The organism is Amycolatopsis mediterranei, assembly GCF_026017845.1.
GTDB classification, from domain to species: domain Bacteria; phylum Actinomycetota; class Actinomycetes; order Mycobacteriales; family Pseudonocardiaceae; genus Amycolatopsis; species Amycolatopsis mediterranei.
This window is the reverse complement of sequence record NZ_CP100416.1, coordinates 3,072,832-3,096,024: the sequence shown is the minus strand read 5'-3', so window position 1 is coordinate 3,096,024 and position 23,193 is coordinate 3,072,832. Positions and strand designations below refer to the sequence as shown.

Here is a 23,193-nt window from a genome sequence, read left to right as displayed (position 1 = left end):
ATGACGACAGGCGAAAAGACCGGCGTCGAGATCGTGGACGCCGCACTGGCGGAGCGCGCCGCGCCGCTGGCCGAGCAGCTGGTCGACGACCAGGCCGCCTCGAAGCTGGCGGCGCAGGACGCGACGCTCTGGGGGCCGGACGCCGAATCCGAGGCGTCGATCCGGCTGTCGTGGACGACGCTGCACAAGTCGTCGCGGCCGCTGATCGGCGAGATCGAGGCGCTGCGCACCGAACTGCGGTCCGAGGGCGTCGACCGGGTCGTCCTGGCCGGCATGGGCGGCTCGTCGCTGGCACCGGAGGTGATCACCGGCACCGACGGCGTCGCGCTGACGGTGCTCGACACCACCGACCCGGGCCAGGTCGCCGACGCGCTGGCCGGCGACCTCGAGCGCACCGTGATCGTGGTGTCGTCGAAGTCGGGCGGCACCGTCGAGACCGACAGCCACCGGCGGATCTTCGCGAAAGCGTTCGCTGACGCCGGGATCGACGCGGCGCGGCGGATCGTGGTCGTCACCGACCCCGGCTCGCCGTTCCAGGAACTGTCCGAAAAGGAGGGATACCGCAAGGTCTTCCTCGCCGACCCGCACGTCGGCGGCCGCTACTCGGCGCTGACCGCGTTCGGGCTCGTCCCGGCCGGGCTGGCCGGCGCGGACGTCGCCCGGCTGCTCGACCAGGCCGCTTCGGTGGCCGACGAGCTGGCCGCGGACTCGGCCGACAACCCGGCGGTCAAGCTGGCCGCCGCCTGGGCCGCCGCGCACGAAACGGGCGCGGAGAAGGTTGTCCTCGCGGACACCGGCTCCGGGATCAAGGGTTTCCCGGACTGGGCGGAGCAGCTGATCGCCGAGTCCACCGGCAAGCAGGGCACCGGCCTGCTGCCGGTCGCGGTCGAGGGCCCCGAGGCGCCCGGCTTCGCCGACGCCAAGTCCGACGCCACGCCCACCGCGGTCGGCGGCCCGCAGGGTGCGGCGAAGATCGCCGTCACCGGCTCGCTGGGCGCGCAGTTCCTGCTCTGGGAGTTCGCCACGGCGCTGGCCGGCCGGCTGCTCGGGATCAACCCGTTCGACCAGCCCGACGTCGAGACCGCCAAGAAGGCGGCCCGCGCGCTGCTGGACGCCCCGGAGAAGCTGAAGGGCGGCGAGGAGCCGTCCAATGTGGACGGCCCGGTCGAGATCTTCGGCAGCGACGGGGTTTCCACGGACGGCAGCCTGACCGACGTGCTGCGCGCGTTCTTCGCTTCGGCGCCGGACGCGGGCTACATCGCCGTGCAGGCCTACCTCGACCGGCTCGACGACGCCTCGACGGCGGTGCTGCGCGGCGAGATCGCCAAGCGCACCGGGAAGCAGACAACGTTCGGCTGGGGACCACGGTTCCTGCACTCCACCGGCCAGTACCACAAGGGCGGGCACCAGAACGGCGTCTTCCTGCAGCTGACCGGCGCCGTCGAGCAGGACCTCGACGTGCCGGACCGGCCCTACACGCTGGGGCAGCTGCAGCACGCCCAGGCCCTGGGTGACGGGCAGGTGCTCGCCGAGCACGGCCGCCCGGTGCTGCGCCTGCACCTGACCGACCGGGCCGCGGGCCTCGCGGCCGTCGTCCGCGCGGTACAGGAGGCGGGCGCATGACCTGGACCAATCCGCTGCGCGATCCGCGGGACAAGCGGCTCCCGCGCATCGCCGGGCCGTCCAGCCTGGTGATCTTCGGGGTCACCGGCGACCTGGCCCGCAAGAAGCTGATGCCCGCCATCTACGACCTGGCCAACCGCGGGCTGCTGCCCGCGGGCTTCTCGCTCGTCGGGTTCGCCCGCCGCGACTGGGAGCACCAGGACTTCGGCGAGCTCGTGCACGACTCGGTCAAGGAGCACGCGCGGACGCCGTTCAAGGAGTCGGTGTGGAACCGGCTCGCCGAAGGCATCCGGTTCGTGCAGGGCACCTTCGACGACGACGACGCCTTCGACCGGCTCGCGCAGACGGTCCGCGACCTCGACCACGAACGCGGCACCGGCGGCAACACCGCGTTCTACCTGTCGATCCCGCCCGGCGCGTTCCCGGTGGTGACCAAGCAGCTGGCCCGCTCCGGGCTGGCGAACGCCGACGAGAACACCTGGCGGCGGGTCGTCATCGAGAAGCCCTTCGGGCACGACCTGAAGAGCGCCGAAGAGCTCAACGCGATCGTCAACGACGTCTTCCCCGAGGAGTCGGTGTTCCGCATCGACCACTACCTCGGCAAGGAGACGGTGCAGAACATCCTGGCGCTGCGCTTCGCGAACCAGCTGTTCGAGCCGATCTGGAACGCCAACTACGTCGACCACGTGCAGATCACCATGGCCGAGGACATCGGCCTCGGCGGGCGCGCGGGGTACTACGACGGCATCGGCGCCGCCCGGGACGTCATCCAGAACCACCTGCTGCAGCTGCTGGCCTTCACCGCGATGGAGGAGCCGCTGTCGTTCGACCCGCGGGCCCTGCGCGCGGAGAAGATCAAGGTGCTCTCGGGCACCAAACCGCTCGGGCCGCTGGGCAAGACCACCGCGCGCGGCCAGTACGCGGGCGGCTGGCAGGGCGGCACGAAGGTGCCCGGCCTGCTGCAGGAAGAGGGCTTCGCGAAGGACTCGAAGACCGAGACCTACGCCGCGGTGACCCTCGAGGTGCAGAGCCGCCGCTGGGCCGGGGTGCCGTTCTACCTGCGCACCGGCAAGCGGCTCGGCCGCCGCGTCACCGAGATCGCCGTCGTGTTCAAGCGGGCGCCGCACCTGCCGTTCGACTCGACGTCGACCGAGGAGCTGGGGCAGAACGCCCTGGTCATCCGGGTCCAGCCGGACGAGGGCATCACGCTGCGGTTCGGCTCGAAGGTGCCGGGGACCACGATGGAGGTCCGCGACGTCACGATGGACTTCGGGTACGGCCACGCGTTCACCGAGTCCTCCCCCGAGGCCTACGAGCGGCTGATCCTGGACGTCCTGCTCGGCGAGCCGTCGCTGTTCCCGGTGAACGAAGAGGTCGAGCTCTCCTGGAAAATCCTCGACCCGATCCTCGAGCACTGGGCGAAGGAAGGCGCGCCCGAGCAGTACGCGCCGGGCACGTGGGGTCCGCCGTCCGCCGACGAAATGCTGGAGCGCACCGGCCGGAAATGGAGGCGCCCGTGATCATCGACCTGCCGTCCACCACGACTTCGGCACTCAACAAGAAGCTGGTGGAGATCCGCGAACAGGGCGGCCAGGTCGCGCTGGGGCGCGTCCTGACGCTGGTGATCGTGGCCGACGACGACAGCCACCTCGAAGCGGCGATCGAAGCGGCCAACGGCGCGAGCCGCGAGCACCCCTCGCGGGTGATCGTGGTCGCCAAGGGCGCGCGCACCGCGTCGCCGCGCATCGACGGCCAGATCCGGGTCGGTGGCGACGCCGGCGCGAGCGAGGTCATCGTGCTGCGCCTGTACGGCCCGCTGGCCTCGCAGGGCCAGAGCGCGGTGGTGCCGCTGCTGCTGCCGGACGCACCGATCGTGTGCTGGTGGCCCGGGGCCGGTCCGAAGGATCCGGACAAGGACCCGCTCGGCGAGCTGGCCCAGCGCCGGATCACCGACTCGGCCGCGGAGAAGAACCCGGTCAAGGCGCTGACCACGCGGGCGAAGGCGTACACCGAAGGCGACACCGATCTGGCCTGGACGCGCCTGACGCACTGGCGGGCCCAGCTCGTCTCGGCGCTGGACCTGCCGCCGTACGAGAAGATCACCCGCGCGACGGTGACCGGCGAGGCCGACTCGCCGTCGACCGAGCTGCTGGCCGCCTGGCTGGCCGAGTACCTGAAGGTGCCGGTCAAGCGGGTCAAGAGCTCGGGCGCGGCCGGGATCATCTCGGTGACGCTCGACCGCAAGTCGGGCCCGGTGGAGCTGCACCGCCCCGACGGCCGCGTGGGCACGCTGACCCAGCCGGGCCAGCCGACCCGCCGGATCGCGTTGCAGCGGCGCAGCACGCAGGACTGCCTGATCGAGGAGCTCCGCCGGCTCGACCCGGACGAGGTCTACGAAGCGGCCCTGCAGGGCCTGGGCAAGATCACGTCGGGCACGAACGGCAAGACGGGCGCGCCGGCCAAGGCGGACGTGACCTCACCGGCCGCGGCCGCCGGTTCGGTTGCTTCGGCTTCCGCGGCCGACTCGGGTACTTCAAGTGCTTCGGGTACTTCGAGCGCTTCGGCTGCTTCGGGTGCCAAGAAATGAGCAAGACCGAAGTCGTCGTCTACGCGAACCAGGACCTCCTGGCGGCGGCCGCGGCGGCTCGCCTGGTCACCCGGCTGGTGGACGTCCAGGCGGCCAAGGGGTCGGCATCGCTGGTGCTGACCGGCGGCGGCACGGGCATCGCGGTGCTGTCGGAGCTGCAGGCGTCCTCGGCCCGTGACGCGATCGACTGGTCCCGCCTCGACATCTACTGGGGCGACGAGCGGTTCGTCCCGGCGGATTCGGACGAGCGGAACGAGAAGCAGGCCCGCGAGGCGTTGCTGGACCACGTTCCGCTGGATCCGAAGAGGGTCCACGCCATAGCGCCGTCGGACGGCGAGTTCGGCGACGACGTCGACGCGGCGGCCGAGGCCTACGCTTCGGTGCTGGCCGCCAACGCGGGGCCGGAGGACCACGGCGACGTGCCGTCGTTCGACATCATGCTGCTGGGCCTCGGCGGGGAGGGGCACACGGCGTCGGTGTTCCCGGAGTCCCCGGCGGTGTACGAGACCGAGCGGTCGGTGGTGGCGGTGCGCAACTGCCCCAAGCCGCCGCCGACCCGGGTGTCCCTGACGCTGCCGGCGCTCCGGCGGGCGCGGGACGTGTGGCTGATGACGGCCGGCGAGGCGAAGGCGGACGCGGTGGCGTTGGCGCTGGCGGGAGCCGGGGAAGTCCAGCTGCCGGTGGCCGGGGCTCGCGGGCACCGGCGGACGTTGTGGCTGCTGGACCGGGCCGCGGCGGGGAAGCTGACCAAGGTGTACCAGCCGCCCACGGCTTGAGTGTGTTTCGGTGAAGGCCCTCTGCTTCGGCAGGGGGCCTTCACTCGTTCTGGCCGGGGTCTCCGGCCGCGGTGGGACGACCTCCGGTCCATGGCGGCCGGAGAACTACCGTCGGCGACCGCACGTGAGTAACATGAATCCCACGATGTGGTCGTCTTGGCGAACGCTGGGGAGCAGAACTTCCACCCTGAGTAGCACCCGTCGCCGCCAATGCCCCGGACGGCGCAACCGATTACGGAATTCGGACGCCAGAGCACCGACCGCGGGTGAAACTAACCGTCTCCGTACGTGACTTCGTTAGCATCCGCACATTTGTCTGCCGCTGCGCGTCCCGATCGGGCCCTGAGCGCCTCTCACCACCAAGTCCACAAGACGAATGGGGTCGCCAGCGATGAGTACAGAGGGACTCTCGATTCCAGGCATCTCGATCGCCGGCTCGGGGCCATCGGCCGCCGAGCGGGTGCGCAAACGCGGCCTGAGCCTGTTCGGCTCGGTGCCCCGCCCCGCTGTGGTCACGTTCGCCATCGAGGCGGCCGCGGTCATCCTGGCCGTGCTCGACGTCTGGTTGGTCATTCCGGAGAAGGCCCAGCCCTACTCGATCTACCTGTCCGGCGCCGCCTGCCTCGCGGTGGTGTTCCGGCGGAAGTTCCCGTTCCTCGCCGTGCTGGTCGCGGTCCCCGGCTTCCTGGCCGGCTGGGCCCAGCTCGCGTCGATGATCACGCTCGGCATGCTCGCCACCCGCCGTCAGCTGCACTGGCAGACCTGGGTCGGCGCGGCGCTGGTGTGGATGTGCCGGTTCGTGCAGTGGCCGCTGGAGGACTTCGCCGAGCTCAGCTGGCGCGAGCACATCCTCGACGGCATCTACGGCGTCCTGGTGGCCGGCATGCCGATCGCGATCGGCCTGCTCATCGGCGCCCGCACCGAGATTTCGAACAAGCTCGCCGAGCTGGCCACGAGCCGCGACCGCGAGCGCCGCTTCCACGCCGACGCCGTCCGCGCCGAGGAACGCGCCCGGCTGGCCCGCGAGATGCACGACGTCGTCTCCCACCAGATCACGCTGATCGCCATGCAGGCCGGCGCGCTGCAGGCCCAGACCACCGACGACCACGCGCTGGAGACCGCGCAGGTCATCCGCACGCTGTCCAAGCGGACCCTGGAGGAGCTGCGTTCGCTGGTCAGCGTCCTGCGGGCCGGCTCGGACGACGACGGCCCGCGGGCGGGCATCAACGAGCTCGACCGGCTGATCCGCACGTCCGACGTCCCGGTGCACCTGACGGTGGAGCACCTCCCGGAGGTCCTGCCCAACCAGGTGTCGGCGGCGGCGTACCGGACGGTGCAGGAATGCTTGACCAACGTCCACAAGCACGCCCCGGGCGCGACGGCGACCATCCGCATCCAGGGTGAGCACGGCGCGCTCAAGATCGAGGTCCGCAACGAGCGGGCAAGCCGCCCGACGGAGGGGCTGCCCTCGGGCGGCCACGGCCTGACGGGCCTGGCCGAGCGGGCGCGCCTGCTGGGCGGAAGCTTCGAGACATCGGGAACGGAGGACGGCGGCTTCCGCGTCCGGGCCCGGTACCCGCTCGATCGCTGACCTCCGGCCCCCGGTATCCAGCTTACCGGCGGGCACCGACGTTTCCGGATCGTTCGACGCCGCGAACGGCGGATTCAGGGCCATTTCGGTCCGGAATCCCCCGTTCGCGGCCTTTCCGGCCGCGAAATGTCGGTGGTCGCCGGTAGCGTGGAAATCGGGGGCTGCTCAGCACCGCAACCCGCGAATGCCTCCGCCGGCTGCGATATGCGGGCGCGTACCCGAAGAGCCTGGTGCTCGACATCTTCGGGCGCGCGCCTGAACGCGGATGGGCGTGATCGGCGGGCATCTCACGTGATTGGGCGGGCATCTCGCGTGGTCAGAGGGGCATCACGGTGATTCCCCGCCAGACACACGTGATGCCCGCCCAGACACATGTGATGCCCCGGCAGTCACGCGAGATGCCCGCCCAGACACACATGATGCCCCTCCAGTCACGTGTGATGCCTCGCCAGACTCGTGTGATGCCTTCCCGGGCAAGATGGCCTCGCCGGACACGGGAGATGGCTTGCCGGGCGCGTGGGAGGCTGGTTGAGCGCGCGAAAAGCCACCTCGAGGGGTCCGGCTTCCCTCGGGGTGGCTTTCGATCGAACCGCTAGATGATTTCCCGGCGCTTGCGCAGGCGGTCGAGCGCCTCCGCCAGGATGGCCTCGCCGTCGGCGTCGCTGCGCCGCTCCTTCACGTAGGCCAGGTGTGTCTTGTACGGCTCGGTCCGCGGCGCGGCCGGCGGGTTCTTCTCGTCCTGCCCACCCGGGAGCCCGCAGCGGGGGCAGTCCCACTCCTCGGGGATTTCCGCGTCGAGCGCGAACGATGGCCGAGCCTCGTGCCCGTTGGCACACCAGTAGGAAATACGGCGTCGCGGCGCCGACTCACCCCGTTCCGATTCGCCCGTAGGACCGGCACCCACCCGGGTGCCTCGAATCGCGTTACCGCCAACCATGAATCCTCACACCTAGGAATCGGCGGCGCGCCCCCCAATAGGCACGCCGAATCGCTGCGCACCGCCGTCCGGACCCGGTCGCGGCCGACGACGGAACGCCGGACGCCTCACACCTTGAGCAGCAGACCCAGGCCCACGATGCTGATCAGCCAAACCGCGCCCAGCCCCAGGGTGATTCGGTCGAGGTTCTTCTCGGCCACGCTCGACCCGGCCAGGCTCGACTGCATCCCACCGCCGAACAGCGACGACAGGCCACCGCCCCGGCCCCGGTGCAGCAGCACCGCGACCACCAGGAAGACGCTGGTGACGATCAACAGGATTTGCAGGAACAGCTTCATGTCATCCTCTGGGCTCTAGGAGAATGCAGGGGTACGGCATGGTCGTTTCCGACCACCACCGTACCCCTGGACTCGTCCACTGCTGTGTGACGGACCGGATACACAGGCTACCCGGTCGTGGCCTCGATCAGGGCAGCGGCCCGCCTGCAGCGAGTGCGCAGAGTTTCGTGAACTCCTCGCCGTCGAGGCTCGCTCCGCCGACCAGGGCACCGTCGATGTTCTCGCAGCCCACCAGCTCGCTGATGTTGCCCGACTTCACCGATCCCCCGTAGAGCACCCGGACGGACGAAGCCACCTCGTCGCCGTACTTCTCCTGGAGGGTCGCCCGGATGGCCTTGCAGACCTCTTCGGCGTCCGCGGACGAGGCGACCTTGCCGGTGCCGATCGCCCAGACCGGCTCGTACGCGATCACCACGTCTTTGACCTGCTCGGCCTTGAGGCCCTTCAGGCCCTCGATCAGCTGCGTCGTGGTGTGGTGGATGTGCTCGCCGGCCTCGCGGACCTCGAGCTTCTCCCCGATGCAGAGGATCGGCGTGATGCCGTGCTTGAGCGCGGCCTTGACCTTCTTGTTGACCAGCTCGTCGGACTCGGCGTGGTATTCGCGCCGCTCCGAGTGCCCGACCGTGACGAACTTGCAGCCCAGCTTGGCCAGCATCAGGCCCGAAATGTCACCGGTGTAGGCGCCGGAATCCTGCGGCGCGACGTCCTGCGCGCCGTAGGTGAGCGACAGCTTGTCGCCGTCGACCAGGGTCTGCACGCTGCGGATGTCGGTGAACGGCGGCAGCACCGCCACGTCGACCTTCGCGTAGTACTTCTCCGGCAGCGCGAAGGCGATCTTCTGCACCAGCGCGATCGCCTCGAGGTGGTTCTGGTTCATCTTCCAGTTGCCGGCGATGAACGGCTTGCGTGCCACTAGTTCTTCTCCTCCAGAGCGGTCACGCCCGGCAGTTCCTTGCCCTCGAGGTACTCCAGCGAGGCCCCGCCACCGGTGGAGATGTGCGAGAAGCCGTCCTCGGGCAGGCCCAGCTGCCGCACCGCGGCCGCCGAGTCGCCGCCGCCGACCACGGTGAACGCGTCGCTCTTCACGAGCGCCTCGGCCACGGCACGCGTGCCGCCCGAGAACGCCTCGAACTCGAACACGCCCATCGGGCCGTTCCAGAAGACGGTCGCGGCGTCGGCCAGCTTGCCCGCGAAGAGTTCACGGGTCTCCGGGCCGATGTCGAGGCCTTCGCGGTCGGCCGGGATCGCGGTCGCGGCGACGACCTCGTGCTCGGCGTCGGCCGCGAAGCCCGTCGCGGCCAGGACGTCCACCGGCAGCACCAGTTCGACGCCGCGCTTCTCGGCCTCGGCGAGGAAGCCCTTCACCTGGTCGAGCTGGTCGGCCTGCAGCAGCGAGTTGCCGACCTCGTGGCCCTGGGCCTTGAGGAAGGTGTACGCCATGCCGCCGCCGATGAGCAGCCGGTCGACCTTGGTCAGCAGGTTCGCGATGACGCCGAGCTTGTCGGACACCTTCGCGCCGCCGAGCACGACCACGTAGGGCCGCTGGACGTCGTCGGTGAGCTTCTTCAGCACGTCCAGCTCGGCCAGCACCAGGCCGCCCGCGTACGCCGGGAGCACCGACGCGACCTCGTAGACCGAGGCCTGCTTGCGGTGGACGACGCCGAAGCCGTCGGAGACGAACGCGCCGCCCGGGACGAGCGCGCCCAGCTCGGCGGCCAGCTCGGAGCGGTCCACGGCGTCCTTGCTGGTCTCGCGCGCGTCGAAGCGCACGTTCTCCAGCAGGACGACACCGCCGTCGGCGAGGCCGGCCGTGAGCGCCTTGGCGGACTCGCCGACCAGGTCACCGGCCAGCGCGACCTCGGCGCCGAGCAGCTCGGAGAGCCGCTTCGCGACGGGCGCGAGGGTGTACTTCGGGTCCGGCTCGCCCTTGGGGCGGCCGAGGTGCGCGGTGACGACGACCTTGGCGCCCGCGTCGGCGAGCTTCTTGATCGTCGGCAGCGCGGCGCGGACCCGGCCGTCGTCGGTGATGCGGTCCCCGTCGAGCGGGACGTTCAGGTCGGAACGCACGAGTACGTACCGGCCCTGAACGCCCTCGCCCAGCAGGTCGTCGAGGTTCTTGACGCTCATCTGGTCAGGACAGCTTCGAACCGACGAGCTTGACCAGGTCGGCGAGGCGGTTGGAGTAGCCCCACTCGTTGTCGTACCAGCCGACGACCTTGACCTGGTTGCCGATGACCTTGGTCAGCGGCGCGTCGTAGATGCAGGACGCCGGGTCGGTGACGATGTCCGAGGAGACGATCGGGTCGTCCGAGTAGCGCAGGATGCCCGCGAGGGGGCCGTCGGCGGCGGCCTTGTAGGCGGCGTTGATCTCCTCGACCGTGGCGGCCTTGGTCAGCGTCACGGTGAGGTCGGTGGCCGAGCCGGTCGGGATCGGGACACGCAGCGCGTAGCCGTCCAGCTTGCCCTGCAGCTCCGGCAGGACGAGGCCGATGGCCTTGGCGGCGCCGGTCGAGGTCGGGACGACGTTCAGGGCGGCGGCGCGGGCGCGGCGCAGGTCCTTGTGCGGGGCGTCCTGCAGGTTCTGGTCCTGCGTGTAGGCGTGGACCGTGGTCATCAGGCCCTGCTCGATGCCGAAGGCGTCGTTCAGGACCTTGGCCAGCGGGCCGAGGCAGTTGGTGGTGCAGGACGCGTTCGAGATGATGACCTGCGAGCCGTCGTACTTGTCGTCGTTGACGCCGAGGACGACGGTCAGGTCCTCGCCCTTGGCGGGCGCGGAGATGATGACCTTCTTGGCACCGCCGGCGATGTGCGCCTTGGCGGCGTCGGCGTTGGTGAAGAAGCCGGTGGACTCGAGGACGACGTCCACGCCCAGCTCGCCCCAGGGCAGGTTGGCCGGGTCGCGCTCGGCGAGGGCCTTGATGGTCTTGCCGTCGACGACGATGCCCTCGTCGCTGACGCTGACCTCACCCGGGAACCGGCCCAGGATGGAGTCGTACTTCAGCAGGTGGGCCATGGTGGCGACGTCGCCGAGGTCGTTGAAGGCCACGACCTCGATGTCCTGGCCGCTGGCCTGCACGGCGCGGAAGAAGTTGCGGCCGATGCGGCCGAAGCCGTTGACACCTACGCGAACGGTCACTGCTGCCACTCCTCTGAGGATCGGCCGGGACCCCCGGCCGTGACTTGCGGGCTCGCGGCCACCCTAGCGTGCGGGCATGCGCGTCCCTGACTGCCCTGACGAGACTTCCACCACTTGGCGAACGGGTCAAGAATCGATTAAGAAGCGAGGCCGCTCCGGAGCGTTTTCGCGGGGCGGACCACGGCGGACCAGTGCGGGGTGAAGGTCCGGGTGCCGGGACCGGTTCCGGCTGATCGCGCCGGGTCCGGTCGCCCGGACGGCGAAGAGCGCACGGAGCATCTCGAACGATTCAGTCGATGGTGCGTTCCCCGGCCGCGGACGGCCACAGGGAGGCAGGTTCATCCCGGCTCCGGAGCGGGCGTGAGGTCGATGACTCGACCGATCCAGCGACACCGCACGACTGCCCCACGCCCACCGCCATTGCTCGCTCATCCGGTCAGCTCCCGTTCCAGCGGAGTCCGGAAGCGCGGCGTGGCGCGCACCTCGCCGAACCAGTCCGCGCACTTCTCCGCCTCCGCTTCGACAATCGCGCGCGTCTCCGCACCCACGTCCTCCAGCAGCCGGAACACCACCTCCCCCGAGGTTCGCTGGGCCCAGCCGCCGACCACCCGCCCGGACGCCCACACCGTCGGGCCGACGTTGCCGCTGCGGTCGAACAGGGCCGCGCGGTGCGGGCCGAGGAACCAGTCGCGGTCCTGCCAGCCCATCGGCGTCGGATCCAGCGACGGCAGGAACGCCACCCACGGTGGTGGTTCCGGTACCGGGGCCACGTCGTCGGCCAGCGCCACCCCCGGCACGCCGCCGAGGTCCACCTCCGCCGGGGACACCGCCGCCAGCGCCTTCTTCGTCTGACCTGCCGTCCAGCCCGTCCACCAGCGCAGATCCGCCACCGGGGCCGGCCCGTACGCGCGCAGCCACCGCCGGGCCAGCTCGGCCCGGGCCTCGTCCGCGCCCCATGGTGGCAGCCCGCCCGCGACCCACTCGTCCAGCGGGTGCCAGACGTACTGGGTGCTGAGCCAGCTGCCCCGCGGACGGCCGCGGACGATCCGGCCGCCCGCCGCCAGCAGGAACAGCACCCGGCTCGTCACGTTGCCGATCGCCTCGTACGGCTTGCCCGCCGCCATCAGCAGCTGCTGGCGCAGGCGGGGCTCGTCCTCGCTCAGCTGCTGCGCCGTCGCCGAACCGCGGGCGCGCAGGGCCGCCTCGACCGACGCCTCGACGTCGGCCAGCCACTTCGCCGGCTCCGGCACGTTCTCCGGGTGCCCCTGCTGCCCGAGGTGCTGTTCGAGCAGTTTCCGCTGCTTCACGAGGATGTCCGCCGAGCAGCCCGCCTGCACGAGCGCCGCCGTCTCCACGTCCGTCACGAACACCGTGCGCCGCATGCCCAGCAGCCGCAGCAGCGAACGCTCTTCGTAGAGCGCCCGCTCGACATCGGCGACCGCCGGTGCCGCCAGGCGGGCGGACGCGGACAGGTGGACGGTTGCCGGGTCGGTGGCGTGCAGCGCGACGACCCCGGCGACGGCGTCCGCCACCGAGGCCGCGGGCGCGGCGAGGTGGTGGCGGACGGCGAGGCGGGCCCGGCGCTGCTCGATGCTGATCTTCGGAGGCACCCGCTTTTCCTACCACCCGGCACCGACAAAACCGGTGGTCGTGCCCGGCGACCAGGCGATAGCCTCGGAAAATGGTCTCCGGCACGCATTTGGCGGCCTTCGCCGCGCTGACGTTCCTCATGGTCGTGGTCCCCGGGCCGAGTGTGCTGTTCACGATCAGCCGCGCGCTCACCGTCGGGCGGCGCGACGCGCTGCTCACCGTCGTGGGCAACTCCGCGGGCGTGTACACGCAGGTGGTCGCGGTCGCGTTCGGCCTCGGCGCGCTGGTGACGACGTCGGCGGCGGTGTTCACCGCGATCAAGGTCGCCGGCGCGATCTACCTGGTGTACCTGGGGATCCAGGCCGTGCGCCACCGCCGGCGGCTGACCGACGCGATGGCCGCGAAGGTGCGTGCCGCACCCGGACGGGTGGGGACCGTGCTGCGCGACGGCTTCGTCGTCGGTTTCGCGAACCCGAAGTCGATCGTGTTCCTGGCGGCCCTGCTGCCCCAGTTCGTCGACCCCGGCGCCGGGTCGGTGCCGGGGCAGATGCTGGTCCTCGGGCTGTGCCTGCCGGCGATCGCGCTGGCCACCGACAGCGCGTGGGCGCTGGTCGCGGGCACCGCCCGCGCGTGGTTCGCCCGCTCGCCGAAGCGCCTGGAGCTGGTCGGCGGCACCGGCGGTCTCGTCATGATCGGCCTGGGCACCACCCTCGCCTTCACGGGCCGGGGTGACTGAGCACCAGGTCGAGCAGGCCCGGGAAGGCGGCGTCGAATTCGGGGCGCCGCAAGCGGTTCAGCCGCCGCGGGCCTTCGTCGCGCTGTTCGATCAGGCCCGCCGCGCGCAGCACGGCGAAGTGGTGGCTGCGGGTCGCCTTGGCCACCGGCAGGTCGAACGTGCCGCACGCCTTCGTCCACTCCGGCACGGCGGCCAGCTCGCGCAGGATGCTGCGGCGCACCGGATCGGCGACCGCGGCCAGGGCGTCCTGCAGCGAAACCGCCGCCGGGAGCGCGTGCGTGAGCCCGCGCGCCCGCGCAGTGTTCGATGGTTGTCGTACACTCATCAAGTCGACCTCCGTCGAACACTCTAGGAGCAGCCGTGCCCCGACACCTCGACACGTCCTTCGGCCCCGGCGCGCGCAACCGCCTCGACGAAGCGGGCAACCCCGGCCGCGAGGGTGCGCTGGCCGCGCTCGAATCGTTCTACTACGCCTTCAACCAGCGCGATCTCGACGCGTTCGGCCGGGTCTGGACGAGTGATCCGCTGGCCCAGCTGAACAACCCGCTCGGCGGCGTCCTCCGCGGCGGCGAAGCGATCACCGAACTGTACGAGCGGGTTTTCCACGGCCCGGCCCGCGTCACGGTCACCTTCGGCGACATCGTCGAGTACTCCGGTGCCGGTCACGCGGTGTTCGCCGGCCGCGAGACCGGCGAGTACCGCGTGACCGAAACCGTCCCCCTGAGCATCCGCACGACGCGGTTCTTCGCCTACGAAGCCGGGCGCTGGGTGCAGGTCCACCACCACGGCAGCATCGACGACGCCGGCGCGCTCGCCGCCTACCAGCGGGCGATCCGCGGCTAGTCCAGTGCCTTCACCAGCTCCGGCCACCACTCGCGCGGCAAGCCGCCGAGCGGGACGACGACCTGGTCGGCCCCCGCGTCCCGGTACTCCTGCAGCCGCGCGACGACGGTGTCGAAGTCGCCCCACACGGTCAGGCCGTCGACCAGCCGGTCGGACAGGTCCGCGATGTCCGCGTCGGTGAAGCCCATCCGCCGGAAGTTGGCCGCGTAGCCCGGCATCCCGGCCAGGAACTTCAGCGAGCCACCCCGCACGGCCTCGCGCACCTTGGCCTGGTCGGTCTCGGCGACGACGCTCATCAGCACCGCCAGCTGCCGGTCCGCGCCCAGGATTTCCCGCGCCGAGGCGACGTAGTCCGTCGTCACCAGGTACGGGTAGGCGCCCGAAGCGCGGTCGCGCGCCAACTCGAGCATCCGGGGCCCGAGCGCGGAGAGGATCCGGGCGGACGCAGGCACGGTGTCGTCGAGCTCGTCGAGGTAGTCGTTCAGCGCCGCCAGCGGACGAGCCCCGTGCGCCCCGCCGAGGCCGACGACGAACCGCCCGGCCGGCAGATCCGCGTACGCCGAAGCCACGGAAGCCGACGGCACCCGGTCCACCGACAGGATCCCGCTCGCCACCTGGATCCGCGATGTCCCGCGGAGGACCTCGGTGATCCGCGGCAGGTTGTTGCCCTGGCCACCGGCCAGCCACAGCGTGGCGTAGCCCAGCTCTTCGAGCTCGACCGCCACGGCCGTGTCGGTGTCCAGTGCGGTGTGAGTGGCCCCCAGCGGCCCCAGTTTCATCATGCGCCCGTGAACCCCGGAAGACGCCGGGTTGTTCCCGCTAGGCCGTCTGTTCGTCCTCAGCGGAATCGGCGGCATCGGCCTCGGTGGCCGCCCGGGTGAACATCCGGGTCGCCGACAGCCGCGCGACGCCGTCGGGCTCGCCCAGGTCCTCCAGGGAGTTCCGGATCGTCGAGTCCACCGACAGGTACTTGCGGCCCGCCCGCAGGTCGGCGTCGTTGCGCAGCCGCACGATCAGCGGGAACTCCGACAGCGCGCCCGCGTCGAACAGCCCCGTCGTGTAGATCAGCTGCACGCCCAGTGCTTCGGCGACCGCGCGCTGCAGCTCCAGGAGGTACCCGGCGGACGCGCGGCCGATCGGGTTGTCCAGGAACAGCACGCCCGAGTGCCGGTTGCGGACCTTGCCGCGGTTGTTGGCCCGCAGCGCCGCCAGGGTGCAGTACAGGATGATCGCCGCGGTCAGCTGCTGGCCGCCGGAGAAGACGTCGCGGATCTCCGAGACGCGCTGGCGTTCGGTCCGCAGCACCGAGTCCGGCTTGAGCATGTCGACGCGGAAACCCTTGGGCGCCGCGGCCCGGACGCCGCGCAGCACCAGGGAAAGCCCGTCGCGCTTGACGTCCCGGCCATCGGCGGTCTTGCCCACGGCGGCCTCGTCGACGACCTCGCCGAGCTTTTCGGTGAGCGCGTTGTCCTCCAGCTCGGTGAAGCGGATGCGGAGGAACTCCTGCCCGGACCAGTCGCCGAGGCCGTCCGGCAGGCGAGAGACCCGCTGGGCCGAGCGCAACGTCCGGAGTGCGCCGTCGACCATGCCCTGCAGGCGGGTGATGATGCCGCCGCGGTGCCGGTCGATCTGGGCGAGGTCGTCGGTCAGCGACCGCAGCCGCGGCCGCAGCGCTTCGGCCCACTCCGCGGCGTGCGCCGGGAGCTGGTCGCGCTTGACCGAGATGACCTGCTGGCGCACCGGGGTGCTCAGCTTCTCGAACCGCTTCTCGGTCGCGTACTGCGCGAGCTGGTCCGCAGCCGCGCGCACCCGCCGGTCGCCGGCGTCGGCGGCCTCCTGGGCCTGGTTGAAGGTGGCGTTCAGCCGCGCGTGCTGGGCGCGCGCGGTGTCGACGTCGCCGTCGTAGGCGGCGGCGTCCGTATCGGTCACCAGGTGGCCCATCGACTCGGCGAGCAGCGCGAAGCCCGAAGCCGAAGTGCGCGCCGATTCCAGCGTCGCTTCCGCCGCCGCCCGGCGTTCCTGCAGCTCTTCCCACTTCCGCGCGGCCGCGGAAGCCTCCAGCCCGGCCGCGTCGATCAGCTCCAGGCCGTGCTCGATGTCCCGCGGTTTCTCGCCGTTGACGCCGTTCTGCAGCGGCAGCGCGTCCAGCTCGGCGCGCCGCGTCGAGACGAGGCCGATCGCTTCGGTGCGCTCGTCCTCGAGGACGTCGACGACCCGGCGGGCGCGAGCCAGCGCGGCCGCCCGCGCCGACGCGTCGGAGCCGTCGGGGGTCTCCAGGAGTTCGGCGGCCCGGGTGCGGACGGCCTCGTCCATGGACTCGACCGCCGAGCCGGCGGCGGCTTCGGCGGACTCGGCCTGCTCCAGCTCGCTGCGCAGGTCGCTGCCGACCTCGACCTTCGCGTACGACTCGGACGCCGACAGGTAGGTCCGCCGCAGCGCGTCCACCGGTTCGGACGGCGCCGGGCCGTCCGCGGCGTCGGCCGCCCCGGGCACCTCGGCCAGTTCGGCGCGCGCCGTGCTCGCGGTCCGGCGGTGCCCGTCGGCGGTGCGCTGCTCCTCCCCCGCCTGCTCGCGCAGCCGCGCGGCCTTGCCCGCCGCGTCGGACGCCTGGAGGTCGGCGCGCTCGGCGATCTCGGTGGCGCGCTCGGCCTCTTCGGACCACTGGGCGATCCGGGCGCTCCGGACGCCCAGCTCACCCAGCCGCCGGGCCCTCTCCTCCGCCTCGGCGGCGGCCGCCCGCAGCTCGGGGACGCGCTCGCGCAGCGAGACCGCCTTTTCGCTCAACCGCGCGAATTCCGCGTCGGCCTGCGCCAGCGCGGTCCGCGCGGTCTCGCGGGCGGTTCGCGCCGCCTGGGCCTGCTCGGCCAGGGTGGCGACGGCTCCGGCCGGGTAGTCCTCACGCCACGTCGTGAGCTTCCACGTCAAGGCGCCGTCCGCGGACAGCTTGGCGGACAACGCTTCGAGGCGCCGCTGCCGCTCGGTGTGCCGCCGCGCCACGGCTTCCCGTTCGGCGTCGGCGGCTTCTTCGTCGTACATCGCCGGGTTCGGCGGCACGAGGAACTCGACGCCGGGCGCGGACGGCGCCTGCTCCTGCAGTGCCTCGGTCGTGCCGACGGCGATGATCGCGCTCGGCAGCAGCCGCCGCGTCGTGAGCACCTCGCGGGCGCGATCAGCGTGCGCAGCGTCGTTCAGCAGGACCCCGGACACCAGCTGCGGCAGGCTTTCCAGCACCTCGGCCCGCCGGGCAGCGTCCAGTTTGGACAGATAGCGCCAGCCGGACCACGCGGTGATCCCGGCCTCTTCGAGAGCGTCGAGCGCCGCCTGGACGTCCTCGGGGGGCGGCAGCAGCCCGCCGGACCCCAGCGCGGCCAGGGCCCGCTCGTCGGCGGACTCCTCCATCCGCAGCGCGGTCTGCTCCTTTTCGACGGCCGCGCTCGCCTCGCGCAGCCGCTCCAGCAGCACCGGGAGGTCGCTCTCCAGGTTGACGTCGTCAGCGCCGAGCAGCTCGACCAGCCGGCTTTCGGCGGCGAGGGCGTCGGTCCGGCGGTGCGCGCGGTCGAGGTCCTCGGTGGCGCGTTCCAGGCGGTCCTGCGTGGTGCCGGCGAGCTGGTGCGCTTCGTTCACGGCCCGTTGCGCCGCCTGGAGATCCGTGGCGACGCGGTCGAGTTCCTGTTCGCGGCGCGCGAGTTCGGCGGTGGCCGCTTCGGCGGCACTGCGAGCGGCGCGGGAAGCTTCGGCGACGTCGGCGCCCGAAGGCAGCAACCCGGCGCGGACGGCGGCCTGGACCTCTTCGCGCAGCTCGGTGATCCGCGTGGTCAGCCCGCGCGCCTCGGCCCGGCGCGCGGCCGCGAGGTTCGCGGCTTCATCACGCTCGGTCTGCGCCTTCTCGGCTTCGGCACGCAACGCGCCCGCGTGCGCTTCGGCCTTGTCGGCCTGCCGCTGGGCGTCCTGGGCCAGCGCGTGCAACCCGCGCGCGAGCGCCGAAGCGGCGTCGTTGCGCGCCTTCAGGGCCGGACGCGCCTTTTCCTCCCGGCTGCCGACGAGTTCGCGCAGGTCCTTCGCCTTGCGAGCCGCGTTCAGAGAGTTGAGGACGGTCGCCGTCTCGCGCCAGGCCTCCGCCTCGGTTTTCGCCTGGGCGAGCTCGGCGTCGACGCGCTTGCGGGCCTCCTGGACCTCGTCCAGCCGCAGCACCGCGACCAGGCGGCGCAGTTCCGTGACGGCCGCCGCGAGCCGCCGGTGGTCGCCCTCGGCCAGCTTCTCCGCGGACTTGACCTCGGTGACGTGGTCCTCGAGCCCGGCCAGCCGCGCGTTCTCGAGTTCGTTGCGCGCCACGACGCGCCCGGCCAGCTCGGCCATGTCGGCCTTCGCGGACTCCGCGATCTTCCGCGACTCCGCGGCGACGCCCTCTTCGGCGGCCAGCGGCCCCAGCAGGTCGAGCGCACCCGCGACGAAGTCGCGTTCCGACAACAGGTCCCCGCGCTGGGCCAGGTTGTGGGCGTAGGTCGCGACGACCTCGGCGAGGTCCTTCGGCTCCTCCTCGGAGATGACCGCGCGCAGCAGGAATTCGACGAACGCGTCGTCGGTGCCGAAGGCGAACGCGTCCGCCGCTTCGCCTTCGCCCGCGTTCATCGCGCGCTGGTACCGGAACAGCTCGGTGTCGAGGCCGAGGGAATCGAGCCGGCCGGTCCACTCGTGGTGGCGGCGGGTCCAGGACAGCTCCAGCTCGGGCTCGGCCAGCTGGGCCGCGGTGAGCTTGTCGTGGAAGCCGGACATCGTCAGCAGCCGGCCGTCCTGGGTCATCGGCAGGGAATCGAGCCCCAGCGCGGCGGTCGGGCGGAAGCAGTACCAGGAGTCGACGAGGTTCTCGGAGTCGGCGGACACGACGTGCCCGCGCCATTCGGAGACCTTGCCGGTGATGATCCGGTGCCCGCTCTCGACGTGCAGCCACTCCAGCACGACGTGCGAGACGTCCTTGGCGGCGACGAACTTCTCCAGGACCTTCGTGCTGGTGGTGCCGACGACCTGGCGGCGGCCGGGCAGCATCACCGAGAAGATCAGCTTGATGAGCACGGACTTGCCGCCGCCGTTCTCGAGGAACAGCACGCTCGCCGGTGAGGGGCGGCGCAGCTCGGCGGGGCCGGTCGCGTGGATGCCCGCGCTGAACAGCGCGTCCTGCTGCGGCGCGGTGATCTTGGCGCCGACGCCGCTGAAGTCGAGGACGACGTCCTGGTAGCGGGCACCCGCCGGGCCCACCGAATGCAGGCGGACCCGCGAAAGCTCGTACATCTACTCCCCTTTTACAGCGTGTCCGACGCGGCCGCGCGCAGCGTCCCGCCGTCGTTCGCGACGGCCACGACGCCGAGCGCGAGCAGGTCGTCGAAGGCGGCGTCGGCCGCGAGCTCGCGGACCTGGATCTGGTAGCGCGGCGTGGTCCGGTAGGTGCCGCCCTGCTCGTCGCTCACCGGGACCAGGAAGCCCTGGTCGGCGAGGAAGCGCAAGGCGCGGCTGACCATGCCGCGGGTGGTGTCGGCGGCGAGGCGGCCGTCCTTGGTGGCGGCCGCGGCCGGGCGGCGGGCGTAGGCGCGCCACGCCTGTTCGAGCTCAGGCGCGTCGGCCAGGGGGTCGTTGTTGGCGTCGGCCGCCGCGGCGCGCTCGTCGAGCATGCGGGCGGCTTCGCGGACCATCGCGTCGACCTGCTCGACGCTCACGCGGCCGATGTAGGTGTCGTTGGCGAGATCGTCGGGGCGCGGGTAGCCCAGCGCCGCGGTGGCGAGGTGGATCAGGCCGTGCAGGACCTTCTCGGTCTCACGGCGCTCGCGGATCTTGGCCTGACGGGCGTAGGAGTCCATCTTGATCTCGAAGACGGACTCGTCGGTGGCCGCGAGGACCGCGCCGGCCTGCTGGTTGACCTCGAGGACCATCAGCCCGAGCCCGGCGGCGACGGCGTGGGTGAGCGCCTTGAACGCGTTGTCCTCGCCGTAGCGGCGGACGAGGTCGCCGTAGACGACGTCACGCGCGGGCAGCTGCTTCGGCCGCATGCCGAAGGCGACCAGCCGGGCCGCGGCCTCGGCGTCCACGCTGCTGTGGGACAGCGCCATCAGGCGACCTCCTCGTTCTCTTCTTCGTCGGCCCGCTCGACGGCGGCGGTGGACAGGAGCAGGTCGGCGCCGCCGAAGTCCGGGTCGTCCAGGAGCGTGCCGTCGTCGACGGCGAGCAGCACCGAGCGGTCGCCTTGGCGGCGGGCCGCGCCGATCCCGGGACTGTAGGCGTGGACCGCGCGCAGCGCGACCAGGGCAGCGAGCCCCGGCTGGCGGCTGCGGCGGGCTTCTTCGAGCAGGCCCGACAGCCGCCGTGGCACTTCGGGCAGGTCGAGGAGCTCGTCGGCGGCGCGCCAGACGTCGTCGCCGAACTTGTCGGTGACCTCGGCGGGCATCAGCTCGCGTTCGGGGATCTCCCCGACCAGCTGGTCGCGTTCCGGTGCCGGGCGGAGGAGCAGCGAGACCAGCGACGACAGCGACGGCACGACGGGAGCGGAGATGCCCGCGACGGCGTGGAAGAAGTGCTCGGCCGGGGCGACGGCGTCGGCCAGCGGCAGACCCAGGGTGGGCACGAGGAGCTGGCCGAAGAGATCGAGGGTCGCGCGCTGGGGCGGGCCGGAGAACTGCTGGCGGTCCTGCTCGGCGCGGAAGACCGCGCCCGCGTCGGCCAGCCGGGACTGCAGGCGGGTGTGGCGGCGGATGCAGTCGCCGACGATGTCGACGAGCTCGGCGGCGCGCCGCTTGCGGTCGAGGTCCTCGGTCTCGTCACGGGCGGTGGTGATGTTCTTGAGGATGGCGTTCTCGGCGCGGAACCGGGCCTCGATGTGGCTCAGCGCGCTGTCGAGCAGCTCGGGCACTTCGCGTTCCCAGTCGACCGACCGGACGTCACGGCGGGTCGCGTCGAGCTTCGCGCGCAGGGTTTCGCCGTACTGGACGGTCCGGTAGCGGGCCTGCTCGGCGGCGAGCTTCGCGTCGGCCAGCCGGCCGCGGTTGATCAGGTTCTCGAGCTTGACCTCGGCGGCGATCTGCGCGGACTCGACGTCGGTGTCGAGGGCGCCGACCAGGACGTTGATGGCTTCGTCGGTGGCGCGCAGGTAGACCTCGCCGTCGCGGGCGGCCAGCTCGACGAGCAGCTTGAAATCGAACTGACGCCGCTGGTAGCCGCCCGGCCCGACCGAGCCGTAGACGCGCCGGAAGCCGCGGTCGGTCGTCCCGACGTTGATGAGGTTGTCGAGCACCCACTTGGCCACCCGGACGTGTTCCTCGGGCATCCGCGACGGCGCCTGCTGGGCGATGAACGGCAGCAGCCGGTCGATGACCTCGTCGTGGCCGGCGCCGGTGTCGAAGTCCATCGCGATGGTGACCTGGTCGATCGTGTGCAGCGCGATCTCGGCCATCTGGTAGATCGTGGCGTCGGCCCAGTCGAGCTTCGCCTTGCGCGCGTCCAGGTCGTGCAGCGGCGCGGTGCAGGCCAGCGCCTTGAGGCGGCGGGTCAGCCCCTCGTCGGCCAGTCCCATGGCGGCCCTGTCGTCGTCTCGCACAGCAGGCCAGGCTAGTCGGCCACCCTCTGCGCACGCGCGGGTGACGGGCTAACGTCCCTCCTATGCGTGAGATGAGCCGCGAAGAGTGGTGGAAGTTCGCGTCCGAAGGCACCCGCACCGGCATGCTGGGCCTGGTCAGGAAGGACGGCTCCCCGATCGTCACCCCGATCTGGTTCCTGCTGAACGAAGGCCCGGACGGCGACGAGCTGATCTTCACCACCGGCACCGAGACGCTCAAGGGCAAGGCCATCGCCCGCGACGGGCGCATCTCGCTGGCCGTCGACGACCAGAAGCCGCCGTTCTCCTACGTCCAGTTCACCGCCGAGGCGCGGCTGACCCACGACCTCGACGACATGCTCGAGTGGGCGACGAAGCTGGGCGACCGGTACATGGGTGTCGAGCAGGGCGAGGCGTACGGCAAGCGCAACGCCGTCCCGGAGGAATCCCTCGTCCGGGCGAAGATCACCAAGGTGATCGCGCGGGCCGACATCGCCGGCTGACCCCGGTTCGCTGGTAATCTGCCCCCGGGGGTGGGGGTATGCCTTCAGGGGACAGACGCGACGCCGTCAGGGCGATCGTCAGCGCGGGCCAGCGGGAGCTGGTCGCCGAGCTGGAACGCCTCGACGGCGGTGGGCGCTTCGGCCGCTCCGGCCGCACGCGGCGGCTGGAGAACGGTGACGTCTTCGAGCGCGCCGTCGTCAGCGCGGCCTTCTCGGACGAGTACTTCGCGGCCGGGCTGTCGGTCGTGCTCCACCCGCGCAACCCGTACGTGCCGGCGTTCCAGGCGCACTTCCGCTACCGCGAAGCCGCGGACGCGTGGTGGTTCGGCGGCAGCGTCGACCTCCTGCCCTGCTACGGCTTCGCCTCGGACGCGACGCACTTCCACCGCGTCCTGAAGAACCACTGCGACACGCTCGACCCGGCGTTCCACGCCCAGGCGAAGCGAGCGTGCGACGACCGCTTCCGGCTCCCGCACCGCGACGAGGCCCGCGGCATCGGCGGCATCCTCTTCGACCACCTGAGCCTGCCCGGCCCGGACGGCTGGCGGCGGTCGGCGGCCTTCACGGCGGCGGGCATCGCCGCGATCGCCCCGGCGTACTTCCCGATCGTGCGGCGGCGCAAGGACGTGCCGCACGGCGAGCGCGAACGGCAGTGGCAGCTCTACCGCCGCGGCCGGTACGTGGAGTTCACGTTGGTCCACGACGCGGCGACCGCGGTACAGGCCGACGCCGAGGCGATCCTGTCGGCGTTGCCGCCGCTGGCGCGGTGGGAAGCGGAGTTCACGCCCGAGCCGGGGAGCGCGGAGGCGGAGCTGGCGTCGTTCCTGGTTCCGCGCGACTGGGCGGCCGAAACCCCGGTGACGGCAGGCTGACGTGCAGTGAATGACTCATTCCTGGCGTCTGACGCCAGGAATGAGTCATTCACTGCGGAGGAGTGACCCGCTGAGCGGGAAACCC

Annotated in this window: 20 protein-coding genes; 9 read left to right on the top strand and 11 right to left on the bottom strand. The window is 71.7% G+C overall.

Annotated elements, in window-relative coordinates; all coding sequences use genetic code 11:
• From ISP_RS14785 to ISP_RS14765, 5 genes are all read left to right on the top strand, one after another.
• Positions 1–1,623 carry a glucose-6-phosphate isomerase gene (locus ISP_RS14785; RefSeq protein ID WP_013224675.1) on the top strand — a complete coding sequence of 541 codons (1,623 nt, stop codon included), beginning with the start codon at positions 1–3 and terminating at the stop codon, positions 1,621–1,623.
• Entirely contained in the window at positions 1,620–3,143 is a 1,524-nt protein-coding gene (zwf, locus tag ISP_RS14780; RefSeq protein WP_013224674.1) for a glucose-6-phosphate dehydrogenase, read from the top strand. The genes ISP_RS14785 and zwf overlap by 4 nt, the downstream gene beginning before the upstream one ends.
• Entirely contained in the window at positions 3,140–4,210 is a 1,071-nt protein-coding gene (gene opcA / locus ISP_RS14775) for a glucose-6-phosphate dehydrogenase assembly protein OpcA (protein WP_013224673.1), read from the top strand. The genes zwf and opcA overlap by 4 nt, the downstream gene beginning before the upstream one ends.
• Entirely contained in the window at positions 4,207–4,986 is a 780-nt protein-coding gene (gene pgl, locus ISP_RS14770) for a 6-phosphogluconolactonase (RefSeq protein ID WP_013224672.1), read from the top strand. Before opcA ends, pgl begins: the two co-directional genes overlap by 4 nt.
• A 391-nt stretch (positions 4,987–5,377) precedes the next feature.
• A complete protein-coding gene (locus ISP_RS14765) occupies positions 5,378–6,577 on the top strand; it encodes a sensor histidine kinase (protein ID WP_176742171.1) in 1,200 nt (399 codons plus the stop codon).
• A gap of 592 nt (positions 6,578–7,169) precedes the next feature.
• Here the strand turns inward: ISP_RS14765 and ISP_RS14760 are convergent.
• From ISP_RS14760 to ISP_RS14735, 6 genes are all read right to left on the bottom strand, one after another.
• A complete protein-coding gene (locus ISP_RS14760) occupies positions 7,170–7,514 on the bottom strand; it encodes an RNA polymerase-binding protein RbpA (protein WP_034284344.1) in 345 nt (114 codons plus the stop codon).
• 107 nt (positions 7,515–7,621) lie between these two features.
• Positions 7,622–7,852 (bottom strand): preprotein translocase subunit SecG, encoded by a 231-nt coding sequence (gene secG, locus ISP_RS14755; RefSeq protein WP_013224669.1) that lies wholly within the window; start codon positions 7,850–7,852, stop codon positions 7,622–7,624.
• A 127-nt stretch (positions 7,853–7,979) separates the two neighbouring features.
• Positions 7,980–8,765, bottom strand: coding sequence for a triose-phosphate isomerase (gene tpiA / locus ISP_RS14750; protein WP_013224668.1), 786 nt, complete (start codon positions 8,763–8,765; stop codon positions 7,980–7,982).
• Positions 8,765–9,979 (bottom strand): phosphoglycerate kinase, encoded by a 1,215-nt coding sequence (locus tag ISP_RS14745; protein ID WP_013224667.1) that lies wholly within the window; start codon positions 9,977–9,979, stop codon positions 8,765–8,767. The genes tpiA and ISP_RS14745 overlap by 1 nt, the downstream gene beginning before the upstream one ends.
• Positions 9,980–9,983: 4 nt before the next feature.
• The gene (gene gap, locus ISP_RS14740) at positions 9,984–10,988 is read right to left on the bottom strand and encodes a type I glyceraldehyde-3-phosphate dehydrogenase (protein WP_013224666.1); all 1,005 of its coding nucleotides are present in this window, start codon (positions 10,986–10,988) and stop codon (positions 9,984–9,986) included.
• Between the two features lie 428 nt (positions 10,989–11,416).
• Entirely contained in the window at positions 11,417–12,598 is a 1,182-nt protein-coding gene (locus tag ISP_RS14735) for a winged helix DNA-binding domain-containing protein (RefSeq protein WP_013224665.1), read from the bottom strand.
• A gap of 71 nt (positions 12,599–12,669) precedes the next feature.
• Between ISP_RS14735 and ISP_RS14730 the strand changes: the two genes are divergently transcribed.
• Positions 12,670–13,314: a LysE family translocator gene (locus tag ISP_RS14730; RefSeq protein ID WP_013224664.1), complete on the top strand. Its 645-nt coding sequence runs from the start codon at positions 12,670–12,672 to the stop codon at positions 13,312–13,314.
• Here the strand turns inward: ISP_RS14730 and ISP_RS14725 are convergent.
• The gene (locus ISP_RS14725; RefSeq protein WP_013224663.1) at positions 13,295–13,639 is read right to left on the bottom strand and encodes an ArsR/SmtB family transcription factor; all 345 of its coding nucleotides are present in this window, start codon (positions 13,637–13,639) and stop codon (positions 13,295–13,297) included. The genes ISP_RS14730 and ISP_RS14725 overlap by 20 nt on opposite strands.
• 35 nt (positions 13,640–13,674) lie before the next feature.
• Here ISP_RS14725 and ISP_RS14720 point away from each other — a divergent pair, with 35 nt between their 5' ends.
• The gene (locus tag ISP_RS14720) at positions 13,675–14,157 is read left to right on the top strand and encodes a YybH family protein (RefSeq protein ID WP_013224662.1); all 483 of its coding nucleotides are present in this window, start codon (positions 13,675–13,677) and stop codon (positions 14,155–14,157) included.
• On the opposite strand, the gene ISP_RS14715 is transcribed toward ISP_RS14720, so the two are convergent.
• The 4 genes from ISP_RS14715 to ISP_RS14700 are packed head-to-tail and all read right to left on the bottom strand — an operon-like array spanning position 14,154 to position 21,712.
• On the bottom strand, positions 14,154–14,939 hold the full coding sequence (locus tag ISP_RS14715; RefSeq protein ID WP_013224661.1) for a TIGR03620 family F420-dependent LLM class oxidoreductase: 786 nt from the start codon (positions 14,937–14,939) through the stop codon (positions 14,154–14,156). The genes ISP_RS14720 and ISP_RS14715 overlap by 4 nt on opposite strands.
• A gap of 37 nt (positions 14,940–14,976) precedes the next feature.
• Positions 14,977–19,443: a coiled-coil domain-containing protein gene (locus tag ISP_RS14710; protein WP_013224660.1), complete on the bottom strand. Its 4,467-nt coding sequence runs from the start codon at positions 19,441–19,443 to the stop codon at positions 14,977–14,979.
• Between the two features lie 11 nt (positions 19,444–19,454).
• On the bottom strand, positions 19,455–20,255 hold the full coding sequence (locus tag ISP_RS14705) for a hypothetical protein (protein WP_013224659.1): 801 nt from the start codon (positions 20,253–20,255) through the stop codon (positions 19,455–19,457).
• Entirely contained in the window at positions 20,255–21,712 is a 1,458-nt protein-coding gene (locus ISP_RS14700) for a hypothetical protein (RefSeq protein ID WP_013224658.1), read from the bottom strand. The genes ISP_RS14705 and ISP_RS14700 overlap by 1 nt, the downstream gene beginning before the upstream one ends.
• Before the next feature lie 86 nt (positions 21,713–21,798).
• Between ISP_RS14700 and ISP_RS14695 the strand changes: the two genes are divergently transcribed.
• Both ISP_RS14695 and ISP_RS14690 read left to right on the top strand, forming a co-directional pair.
• A complete protein-coding gene (locus ISP_RS14695; RefSeq protein WP_013224657.1) occupies positions 21,799–22,236 on the top strand; it encodes a PPOX class F420-dependent oxidoreductase in 438 nt (145 codons plus the stop codon).
• A 38-nt stretch (positions 22,237–22,274) separates the two neighbouring features.
• A complete protein-coding gene (locus ISP_RS14690; protein ID WP_013224656.1) occupies positions 22,275–23,108 on the top strand; it encodes a coproporphyrinogen III oxidase in 834 nt (277 codons plus the stop codon).
• The last annotated feature ends 85 nt before the right edge of the window (positions 23,109–23,193 follow it).